The sequence below is a fragment of the Mycobacterium sp. 1245852.3 genome (genome assembly GCF_001669335.1).
GTDB lineage: Bacteria > Actinomycetota > Actinomycetes > Mycobacteriales > Mycobacteriaceae > Mycobacterium > Mycobacterium europaeum_A.
On sequence record NZ_LZLL01000068.1, the window covers coordinates 1 to 10619 of the forward strand.

A 10619-nucleotide genomic window follows, 5' to 3' on the forward strand; every position below is an offset into this window, starting at 1 on the left:
CTGACATTGAACCGGGCGGCGCGGCGGGCGACGGGCTCGCGCGGTCGTCGATGATGGTGCGGTGAGCGGATTTCATGAGCATTGAGGTATCCAACGAATCGGGTATCGACGTCTCCGAGGCCGAACTGATCAGCGTCGCGCGGTTCGTCATCGCCAAGATGGACGTCAATCCGGCGGCCGAGCTGTCGATGGTGCTGCTGGACACCGCCGCGATGGCGGACCTGCACATGCGCTGGATGGACCTGCCCGGCCCGACGGACGTGATGAGCTTTCCGATGGACGAGCTCGAGCCGGGCGGGCGTCCGGACGCCCCCGAGCCGGGGCCCTCGATGCTGGGCGACATCGTGCTGTGCCCGGAATTCGCGGCCGGCCAGGCCGCCTCGGCGGGGCACAGCCTGGGGCACGAGCTGGCGCTACTGACCATCCACGGGGTGCTGCATCTGATCGGCTACGACCACGGCGAGCCGGACGAGGAAAAGGAGATGTTCGCCCTGCAGGACCGGTTGCTCGAAGAGTGGGTCGCCGAGCAGGTCGAGGCCTACCACCAGGACCGCCAATCCGAACGCGACCGCCGATTGCTCGACAAGTCAAGGTATTTCGACCATTGAGGCCACTTCGCATCCTGGCGGCCGCCGCCATCGCCTTCGCACCGCTGTCGATGGTGGTCACCACCAACGCTTCGGTGGCGCAGGCGGCCCCGTGCGCGGGCGCCGGATCGAACCCGGATTCCTGCCAGCACTGCATGTTCTACGTGAACGCCTATCACACCGCGAACGTGTGCAACGAGGATCGCCGCGGGGTCCAGGGACCCCCGAGTAACGCGCCCACGCCGGTGCCGGAAGTTCCCATCCCGGCGTACGAGCCGCCCCCGATGCCGCCGCCGGCGCACAACCCACTGGTCCTCCCGCCGCCCAACGCGGGTCAGAACGTCCCGGTGCTGGACATCCCGCCGCCGGGCCCCGACGCGCCGCGCAACGCACCGGTCGTGGCGCCGCCGCGCGGGCTGGACGCGCCCTCGCTGGCGATCGCGGCGGCCAAGGCCGCACCCGTGGCGCGGGTCGATCCCGCCAACCCCCCGAAACCGCCGACCCAGGTGGACTTCAACCAGCGGGTGCAGAACGTCGTGAGTTCGCACCGGGAGAACGTCGACATTCTCAAGGTGGATGATCAGAAGTTCGTCCGGCCGCGCCATTGGGACTACCTCGACTACGACGACTCCTATCGCCGCCCGACCATCTACAACCCGCTCAACCAGCCGATCACGTTCCGCTACTTCTACAACGGCGCCTATCAGGAGGCGTACCTGCCGCGCGGAGGCCGGATGGTGCTCGACGCCGCGACCGTCGGCGTCGTCCCGTTCACCGCAGTGGGTGACAGTTACGTGGCCGCGGGCAGCTTCTATGGCGGGGGCTCAATTCCGTTGAACGGCTACAACGGTCCGCCGCCGCCCGACTACAAGCCGCCGGCGCCGCCGAAGCTGTACGAGAACGTCACGGTGTTCGTTCCCGCCAAGGGCGAGACCGTGGAGGTGGGCCACGTGTCGGTGGTGGGTCACGACGGGAGTCAACCCGCGGGCGGCCAGGACACCTTCCTGCTCGACGACTCCACCCTGGCCTTCGGGCAGATCGACAACACCAGCAGCGCGCCCGCCCAGATCAGGGTGATCAAGACCCAGCCCACGCCGGGCGTCGGGCCGACCGACGATGGCAGCTTCCTGGTGTTGCTGGCCGTGCATCATCAGGAGCCCGGTCAGCCCAATCAGTCCGGATGGACTTTGGCGCTGCGCTTCGGGGGGTTCGCGGTGGTGGTCGGCCTGGTCGCCTGGCTGCTCGCTCGCCGGAGCCGGGCCGAGGAGCAGAACGCTGATTCATGACCGGCTGGTCTGAGCTGCTCGGTGCAGTCGCGCTGATCGCGCTCGGCGGACTGTTCGCGGCGATCGATGCGGCCATCAGCACGGTGTCGCTGGCCCGGGTTCAGGAGTTGGTGCGCGACGAGCGGCCCGGCGCGGTGGCCCTGTCCAAGGTCATGTCCGAACGGCCCCGCTACATCAACCTGGTGGTGTTGCTGCGGATCACCTGCGAGATCACGGCGACCGTGCTGCTGGTGGTGTTCCTCTACGACAACTTCGGGCTCAGGTGGGGGCTGTTCGGCGCCGCCGCCATCATGGTGGTCACCAGCTTCGTCGTGATGGGCGTGGGACCGCGTACCCTCGGCCGTCAGAACGCCTACTCCATTGCGCTGACGACGGTCCTTCCGCTGCAGGCAATTTCGTGGCTGCTGATGCCGATCAGCCGCCTGCTGGTGGTGCTGGGCAATGCGGTGACGCCCGGCCGTGGCCTGCGCAACGGCCCGTTCGCCTCCGAGATCGAGTTGCGTGAAGTCGTCGACCTGGCTCAGCAGCGCGGCGTGGTGGCCGCCGAGGAGCGGCGGATGATCCAGTCGGTCTTCGAACTCGGTGACACCCCGGCCCGCGAGGTGATGGTGCCGCGCACCGAGATGATCTGGATCGAAAGCGACAAGTTCGCCAGCCAGGCCATCAACCTGGCGGTGCGCAGCGGGCATTCCCGCATCCCGGTCATCGGCGAAAACGTCGACGACATCGTGGGCGTCGTGTACCTGAAAGACCTTGTCCAGCAGACGGTTCTGTCCGGCGACGGCGGCCGCACCCCGCCGGTGTCGAAGGTGATGCGGCCGGCCGTCTTCGTGCCGGACTCCAAGCCGTTGGACTCGCTGCTGCGGGAAATGCAGCGCGACCGCAACCACATGGCCCTGCTCGTCGACGAGTACGGCGCGATCGCCGGCCTGGTCACCATCGAAGACGTGCTGGAGGAAATCGTCGGCGAGATCGCCGACGAGTACGACCAGGCGGAGACGGCGCCGATAGAAGACCTGGGCGACAAGCACTTCCGGGTGTCGGCGCGGTTGCCGATCGAGGACCTGGGCGAGCTGTACGGGGTGGAGTTCGACGACGATTTCGACGTCGACACGGTGGGCGGCCTGCTCGCCCTCGAGCTGGGCCGGGTGCCGCTGCCGGGCGCCGAGGTGGTCTCGCACGGTCTGCGGCTGCAGGCCGAAGGCGGCACCGATCACCGGGGTCGGGTGCGGATCAATACCGTGCTGCTCAGCCCGATCGAATCCGACGGTTCATCCGATGGCGAGGAATCCGAGCAGCATGACTGAATTCCGTTCCGGCTTCGTATGTTTGGTGGGCCGTCCGAACACCGGCAAATCGACGCTGACCAACGCGCTCGTCGGGACCAAGGTCGCGATCACCTCGATGCGGCCGCAGACCACCCGGCACACCATCCGCGGCATCGTGCACCGCGACGACTTCCAGATCATCCTGGTGGACACGCCGGGCCTGCACCGGCCGCGCACCCTGCTGGGCAAGCGGCTCAACGATCTGGTGCGCGATACCTATTCCGAAGTCGACGTGATCGGGCTGTGCATCCCGGCCGACGAAGCGATCGGTCCGGGCGACCGGTGGATCGTCGAACAGATCCGCGCGACCGCGCCGAAGACGACGCTGGTCGCGATCGTCACCAAGATCGACAAGACGCCCAGAGACCGGGTGGCCGCGCAGCTGGTGGCGGTCAGCGAGTTGGTGGGTGACTCGGCGGAGATCGTGCCGGTGTCGGCCGTCACCGGGGCGCAGGTCGACATCCTGATCGACGTGCTGGCCGCGGCGCTGCCGCCCGGCCCGGCGTACTACCCCGACGGTGAGCTGACCGACGAACCCGAAGAGGTCCTGATGGCCGAGCTCATCCGGGAGGCCGCCCTCGAGGGCGTGCGCGACGAACTGCCGCATTCGTTGGCGGTGGTCATCGACGAAGTCAACCCGCGGGAGGACCGCGACGACCTGATCGACGTGCATGCCCTGCTCTACGTCGAACGCGACAGCCAGAAGGGAATCGTCATCGGCAAGGGCGGTGCCCGGCTGCGGGAGGTGGGCACCGCCGCGCGTGCCCAGATCGAAAAGCTGTTGGGGACAAAGGTTTACCTCGATCTGCGGGTCAAGGTTGCCAAGAACTGGCAGAGCGACCCCAAACAGCTCGGTCGGCTGGGCTTTTAGCGATCGCACGCGACGGCGTCGCCCGCGGTCGCCGGGACCAAGAGGTGACTTTCATTCGTGCTAGCACCGCCGCTAGCGCACGTGAAAAGGCCATATGCCGAGCAGAGGCGACGCATCTGGCCCGGGTGAATTTGGTGCGCGCATCCGCCGCGCGTTTGGTCACCTTCGCCCTGGGTAGCCGCGGCCTATGACGCAACCTCAACTCGCGCTCGTCACCGGCGCGTCCAGCGGCATCGGATTCGAACTGGCCAAGCAGTTCGCCCAGCATGGCTATGACCTGGTCGTTGCCGCCGAAGACGACGCGATCAACGACGTGCCCGGCAAACTCTCGCAGTTCGGCGCGGCGGTGCAGCCGGTCCAGGCGGACCTGCGCGGCCCCGAGGGGGTGGAGCACGTGTACGAGAGCGCAATCGAAGGCGACCGCGTGCTCGCCGCGGCCGCGCTGAATGCGGGGATCGGCCGCGGGGAAATGTTCCTCAAGAGCGAGCTCGCCGACGACCTCAGCATCATCGATCTCAACGTGCGCTCCACCGTGCACCTGGCCAAGCTGGTTCTGCGTGACATGGCGAATCGCAATGCGGGCAAGGTGCTGTTCACCTCGTCCATCGCCTCGCAGATGCCGGGTTCCTATCAGCCGGTGTACAACGCGTCGAAGTCGTTCATCCAATCCTTCGCCCAGGCGCTGCACGACGAATTGCGCGACACGGCAATCACTGTCACCGCTTTGATGCCCGGACCGACCGACACCAACTTCTTCGGCCGCGCCAAGATGGTGGATTCCCTAATGGGCAAAATGCGCAAGGACGACCCCGCCCAGGTCGCGCGGCAGGGATTCGAGGCGCTGATGCAAGGCGATCAGAAGGTGGTGGCCGGCTCCGCATTGACAAAAGTCATGGGTGCGGCGAACCGCCTGCTACCGGACACGGTCAAAGCCGTTGGCAATCGGGTGATGTCGAAACCGCGGGGCAACTGAACCGATGGCCCGGCGGATCAGGCCAGCACCCGAATCGTTTTCATCGACGCATCGGCGGCATCCGGGGTGTTCATCCCGGCGCGCACGCCGGAACACAAGTAATTCAGCACGGCCTCATTGAGACGCTCTCCGGGCACCACCGCCGGGATGCCCGGGGGATAGGGCGTGATCTGTTCGGCGGCGATCCGCCCGGCGGCCTGATCGGTGGGCACCGCCTCCACGTGCCCAAAGAACGCGTCGCGGGGCAGACACACAGTCTCCAACTGGAGCTCGTCGGGAGAGGGCAGGTCAATCTGCGGCGGGCGGTCGAAGTCGTCGGCCGCCCTGCGCCACGCCCTCAGCGCATCGGTGAGACGGCCGGCGGTGGCCTTGTCGTCCGCAAAGGACAGGGTGGCCAGAATGCGGCGGTGATCGCTCATCCCGGTGTCGACGTGAGCGTTCGCGCGCAGCCAGTCGGCGGCCTGGTAACCGGAGGTGCCCGTGCCCGAGACGTCCATCAGCACCTGCAAGCGGTCCAGGTCGTGGGACGCCTGCGCCCCGAGTAGCTCGTCGTCGAGCACCTCGACGCCGGGCAAAGTTTCGATGTCCGCACGCAACTTGTGTGCGAGATCCAGTGCGGCGCCGAGCAATTCGTGTCCACGCTCCACCATTTGCCGGCGCCATCCGTCCATGGCCGCATACAGCAGGACGTTGGGGCTGGTCGTCATCAGCAGATCCGCGCAGGCCGACAGGCGGTCCTGATCGATCAGGTCGCCCTGCACATGGAACACCGAGCCCTGTTCGAAACCGGCGCCCATCTTGTGCACGCTGACCACGCAGACGTCCGCATCCGCATCCATCGCCCAGGTCGGCAGGTCGTCGTGGAACGGCAGATGTGCCCCCCACGCCTCGTCGATGATCAACGGCTTTCCGCGCCGATGGCACACCTCGGCGATGCCGGCGATGTCGGCGCAGGTGCCGTACGGGCTGGGGCTCACGATGAGCGCCCCGGCGGCGTCGGGATGCTTGTCCCACGCCTCGTCTACCTGCTGCGGCGAGGGTGGATGGGAAAAGTGGTGGTCGGCGTCCCATTGCGGAGTGATCCAGCGCGGCTGCACACCCGAGAAGATCAGCCCCGCCACGATCGACTTGTGACTGTCGCGCCCGACCAGGAGGCTGCCGTCGCCGCCGGCCACGGCCATCATCGCCGCCCGGACCGACAGGGAGCTGCCACAGGTGGAAAACCAGGCGACGTCGGCGCCGACGGCTTCGGCCATCAGGTCCTCCGCGTGCTTCAAATACTGGTTGCTGGTTCTGCGGTCATCCAGCCCGCCGCTGGCCAGTACGTCGTCGAGGAACGGTTCGCGGCCCAGCACCTGCAGGACGCGGTCGTCGGTGCCGCGGCCCTGGCGGTGGCCCGGTGGCGTGAATCCGTAACGGTTCTCGGCCCGATAATCGGCCAGCGCATCGAGTAGGGGAGCGGTCGATTGGTCCATCGCCAACGAATACCCGAGTTGTCAGCGGCTAATTCGTCCTAGTTACCTGCGTAAACACCGGCGTCAGGCGTGGGGCCCGGCGGCGCCCGGCGCGTCCGTCGTCTGGTCCCACCACGACTGGGGCTGTTGGCTCGCCCACCCGCTGACCGCTTCCAGTTCGGCGGCCAGCGAGATCAGCATGCCCTCGCTGTTCGCCGGGCCCATCAGCTGCACACCGATCGGCAAGCCCTCGGAGGTGAAGCCGGCCGGAACGTTGATCGACGGCCAGCCCAGGACGTTCCACGGGAACGTCAGCGGGCACGCCGCAATCATGGCGCGGTCGGTGCCGAACCCACTCAACCGGTCGAAGGCGCGTGCCAGGGGTGGGGGCTGGGCCGTCGTCGGCGCCAACACCACGTCGACGATGTCGAAGATCGAGCCGACCCGGCGCTGGTCTTCGGCTTCGTGGCGACGCGCGCTGCGCAGGATCGCCTGGCCCAGCACGGCGCCCAGGCGCAGGTTGGACAGGGTGCGGGGGTCCAGCACCACCCCGTCGCCCAGCCGCTCCTCCCAATCGCGCAGGCCTGCGGTGGACCGGGCGAGGAAGTCCCACGACAGCCGCATGCCGTAATCGGGGTTGCCCGGCACCACGGTGTGGCCGAGCAGTTCGAGTTGCTTGCCGACCGCCCGCGTCGCGGCCAGGATCTCCGGGTGCAGCTTCGGCCGGAAGCCGGTGTAGGGGAACCGGGTGGACAGCGCGATGTTCAGCGGGCCGGGCGCCTTGCCCACGTAGTCGGAGGCGACGATCGGCGGCGGCTTGTGCCGGTCTCCCTCCACGTTTCCGGAGGCGGCGTCGAGCACCAGCGCCGCATCGGCCACCGTCCGGGCCAGCACGCCATTGACGGTGATGCCGTTGAACGCCTCCGGTAGTGGCCAGGTCGAGATGCGCCCGCGCTGCGGCTTGATGCCGACCAGGTGCGTCCACGCCGCCGGGATGCGAATGCTGCCGGCGCCGTCGGAGCCGATGGCCGCGGTGACCAGTCCGGCCGCCACCGCCGCGGCGCTGCCCCCCGACGATCCGCCCGGGGTGTGCCGGCGCGACCAGGGGTTGCGGGTATGCCCGAAACCGGGTCCGCTGGTGAACGGCCACTGGCCGAGCTCGCAGGTGTTGGTCTTGCCGACGATCACCGCGCCGGCCGCCTTGAGACGGCGCACCACCTCGGCGTCGTGCGTCGCCGGCGCGACCGTCCCCTCGGTCCCGAAGGCGGTGGGCACGCCAGCAACGTCGACGTCGTCTTTGACCGCGATCGGGATCCCCAGCAGCGGGGCGGTGTCGCCGGCCGCGCGGCGCCGGTCGGCCTCGGCGGCGTCGGCCAGCGCCGACTCGGTGAGCACCACCCGAAAGGCGTTGAGCGTGGGCTGGCTGGCGTGGATGGCGTGCAGCGAGCGACCGACCAGTGTGGTGGACGTCACCGAGCGGCTCGCCAGCTGATAGAGCAGGTCAGTGAGCGTGGGCAGGCGCCGGTGGCCGGATCCGGAAATGGACCCGGGACCCGACCCAGAAGCGCCAATCACGGGGTACGAGACTAACGGCGCGGATACCCGTAATGTCGCGGCGGGGTGCAAAACTATTGTGATGCGGCTATACCGAGACCGAGCTGTTGTGTTGCGCCAGCACAAGCTCGGTGAAGCCGACCGGATCGTCACCCTGCTGACTCGTGAGCACGGGCTGGTCCGCGCGGTTGCCAAGGGCGTGCGCCGCACCCGCAGCAAATTCGGTGCTCGGCTGGAGCCGTTCGCGCATATCGACGCGCAGCTGCACCCCGGCCGCAACCTCGACATCGTCACCCAGGTCGTCTCCATTGACGCGTTCGCCACCGACATCGTCAACGACTACGGCCGCTACACGTGCGGGTGCGCCATGCTGGAAACCGCCGAACGCCTCGCCGGCGAGGAGCGGGCACCCGCCCCGGCGCTGCACGGGCTCACGGTGAGCGCGTTGCGGGCGGTGGCCGACGGCCGCCGGTCCCGAGACCTCCTGCTGGACGCCTACCTGTTGCGCGCGATGGGCATCGCAGGCTGGGCGCCCGCGCTGAACGAGTGCGCCCGGTGCGCCACGCCCGGTCCCCATCGGGCGTTCCACGTCGGCGCCGGCGGCAGCGTCTGCACACACTGCCGCCCGGCCGGTTCGACGACGCCACCCCCGGGAGTGCTGGACCTGATGTCCGCGCTGCACGACGGCGATTGGGACTTCGCCGAGCAGACCCCGCAGTCGCACCGTAACTACGTCAGCGGTCTGGTGGCCGCGCACCTGCAGTGGCATCTGGAGCGGCAGCTCAAGACCCTGCCGCTGGTGGAACGGACGTATCACGCCGACCGCACCATCGCCGACCAGCGCGCGGCGCTGATCGGGCAGGATATGGACTGTGGCTAAACTCTGGGCCGGCGGCTCGGGCCGAAAGGCCGAGCTCGCCACGGCGTCAGCCGATTTCCCGCAGCTGCCCCCCGCGCCCGACGACTACCCGGTGTTCCCCGACAAGTCGACCTGGCCGGTCGTCTTTCCCGAGCTGCCGCCCCCGGCCGACGGTGGGCCGTGCCGGCCCCCACAGCACATTTCCAAGGCGGCCGCGCCCAAGATCGAGGCCGACCGATTGCCCCACCATGTGGCCATCGTGATGGACGGCAACGGCCGCTGGGCCACCCAGCAGGGATTGACCCGCACCGACGGTCACAAGGCGGGCGAGGCGGTGGTCATCGACATCGTCTGTGGCGCAATCGAACTCGGCATCAAGTGGCTCAGTCTGTACGCCTTCTCCACCGAGAACTGGAAGCGCTCCCCCGAGGAGGTCCGCTTTCTGATGGGATTCAACCGCGACGTGGTGCGCATGCGCCGGGTGAACCTGAACACCATCGGGGTCAAGATCCGGTGGGTGGGTTCGCGGCCGCGCCTGTGGCGCAGCGTGATCAACGAACTGGCGATTGCCGAAGACCTGACCAAGGACAACGACGTCATCACCGTCAACTACTGCGTCAACTATGGCGGCCGCGCCGAGATCGCCGAGGCGACAAGGGAAATCGCGCGCCTGGCCGCCGCCGGCCGGCTGAACCCCGAGCGCATCACCGAGTCGACCGTGTCGCATCACCTGCAGCGGCCCGACATCCCCGACGTGGACCTGTTCCTGCGGACCTCGGGGGAGCACCGGTCCAGCAACTTCATGCTGTGGCAGGCGGCCTACGCCGAATACGTCTTTCAGGACAAGCTGTGGCCCGACTACGACCGCCGCGACCTGTGGGCGGCGTGTGAGGAATACGCCTCCCGTAACCGCAGATTCGGGAGCGCATAGTGCCGCCGCTGCAGGAGCGCCTGGCATCGATACTCGGCGACGTCCTTCCGCTCGAGGCGGAGGCCGACGGCGCCGTGACGGTGCGCCACGACGCCACCATCGCCTCGTTGCGGGTGGTCAACATCGCCGAGGGTCTCGATCTGGTCTCGCTCACCCAGATACTGGCGTGGGATCTGCCGTCGACCAAGAAGCTAAGCGAGCAGGTGGCCAAGCAGGCCCGCGACAGCAACTTCGGTAGCGTGACCATGGTCGAGAAGGTCAACGATAAAGCGGTGCAACGCAATTCGGGCAGGAGTGCGGCGAAAACCGCCGACGTGATGCTGCGCTATAACTTCCCCGGCGCCGGCCTGACCGACGATGCCCTGCGGACCTTGATCCTGCTGGTGCTCGACACCGGCGCCGAGATACGTCGGGCGCTGACGGCGTAACCGGTTACCGGCCCCCGCAATCCGAGCAGGTGCCGAAGATCTCGATCGTGTGGCTGACGTCGGAGAAGCCATGCTTGGCAGCCACTTCGCTGGCCCACTGTTCGACCTCGTGATCGCCCACCTCGATGGTGGCGCCGCAACTGCGGCAGACCAAATGGTGGTGGTGGTGCTCCGAACATCGGCGGTAGACCGATTCGCCGGTGTCGGTGCGCAGCGTGTCGATCATCCCGGCCGCGGCCATCGACTGCAGGGTCCGGTAAACGGTCGTCAGGCCGATGTTCTCGCCCCGCCGGCGCAGCTCGTCGTGCAGCTCTTGGGCCGAGCGGAACTCGTCGAGCGTCTCCAGCA

The 10619-nt window shown here is 68.0% G+C and carries 11 protein-coding genes; 8 read left to right on the top strand and 3 right to left on the bottom strand.

What is annotated here, in order from left to right; translation table 11 throughout:
• Window positions 1–74 precede the first annotated feature (74 nt).
• The 5 genes from ybeY to A9W96_RS03100 all read left to right on the top strand — a co-directional run bounded on the left by ybeY (window position 75) and on the right by A9W96_RS03100 (window position 5045).
• On the top strand, window positions 75–608 hold the full coding sequence (gene ybeY / locus A9W96_RS03080; RefSeq protein WP_066869564.1) for an rRNA maturation RNase YbeY: 534 nt from the start codon (window positions 75–77) through the stop codon (window positions 606–608).
• A 50-nt stretch (window positions 609–658) separates the two neighbouring features.
• Window positions 659–1873, top strand: a complete 1215-nt coding sequence (locus A9W96_RS03085; RefSeq protein WP_066869650.1) for a hypothetical protein — start codon at window positions 659–661, stop codon at window positions 1871–1873.
• The gene (locus tag A9W96_RS03090) at window positions 1870–3180 is read left to right on the top strand and encodes a hemolysin family protein (RefSeq protein WP_066869568.1); all 1311 of its coding nucleotides are present in this window, start codon (window positions 1870–1872) and stop codon (window positions 3178–3180) included. The genes A9W96_RS03085 and A9W96_RS03090 overlap by 4 nt, the downstream gene beginning before the upstream one ends.
• Window positions 3173–4072: a GTPase Era gene (era, locus tag A9W96_RS03095; RefSeq protein WP_066869571.1), complete on the top strand. Its 900-nt coding sequence runs from the start codon at window positions 3173–3175 to the stop codon at window positions 4070–4072. The genes A9W96_RS03090 and era overlap by 8 nt, the downstream gene beginning before the upstream one ends.
• A gap of 187 nt (window positions 4073–4259) precedes the next feature.
• A complete protein-coding gene (locus A9W96_RS03100) occupies window positions 4260–5045 on the top strand; it encodes an SDR family oxidoreductase (RefSeq protein WP_066869574.1) in 786 nt (261 codons plus the stop codon).
• A gap of 17 nt (window positions 5046–5062) precedes the next feature.
• Here A9W96_RS03100 and A9W96_RS03105 read toward each other — a convergent pair whose 3' ends face one another.
• Window positions 5063–6520: an aminotransferase class I/II-fold pyridoxal phosphate-dependent enzyme gene (locus A9W96_RS03105; RefSeq protein ID WP_067137894.1), complete on the bottom strand. Its 1458-nt coding sequence runs from the start codon at window positions 6518–6520 to the stop codon at window positions 5063–5065.
• A 63-nt stretch (window positions 6521–6583) separates the two neighbouring features.
• Window positions 6584–8074, bottom strand: a complete 1491-nt coding sequence (locus A9W96_RS03110) for an amidase (RefSeq protein ID WP_067022735.1) — start codon at window positions 8072–8074, stop codon at window positions 6584–6586.
• Window positions 8075–8135: 61 nt separating this feature from the next.
• On the opposite strand from A9W96_RS03110, the gene recO reads away from it, so the two are divergent.
• The 3 genes from recO to A9W96_RS03125 are packed head-to-tail and all read left to right on the top strand — an operon-like array spanning window position 8136 to window position 10271.
• Window positions 8136–8933: a DNA repair protein RecO gene (gene recO / locus A9W96_RS03115; RefSeq protein WP_066869584.1), complete on the top strand. Its 798-nt coding sequence runs from the start codon at window positions 8136–8138 to the stop codon at window positions 8931–8933.
• Window positions 8926–9843 (top strand): decaprenyl diphosphate synthase, encoded by a 918-nt coding sequence (locus tag A9W96_RS03120; protein ID WP_082972018.1) that lies wholly within the window; start codon window positions 8926–8928, stop codon window positions 9841–9843. The genes recO and A9W96_RS03120 overlap by 8 nt, the downstream gene beginning before the upstream one ends.
• Complete coding sequence (locus A9W96_RS03125; protein ID WP_066869587.1) at window positions 9843–10271, top strand: hypothetical protein; 429 nt, start codon at window positions 9843–9845, stop codon at window positions 10269–10271. The genes A9W96_RS03120 and A9W96_RS03125 overlap by 1 nt, the downstream gene beginning before the upstream one ends.
• Window positions 10272–10275: 4 nt before the next feature.
• Here A9W96_RS03125 and A9W96_RS03130 read toward each other — a convergent pair whose 3' ends face one another.
• Window positions 10276–10617 carry a Fur family transcriptional regulator gene (locus tag A9W96_RS03130; protein WP_067137206.1) on the bottom strand — a complete coding sequence of 114 codons (342 nt, stop codon included), beginning with the start codon at window positions 10615–10617 and terminating at the stop codon, window positions 10276–10278.
• Window positions 10618–10619: the final 2 nt, after the last annotated feature.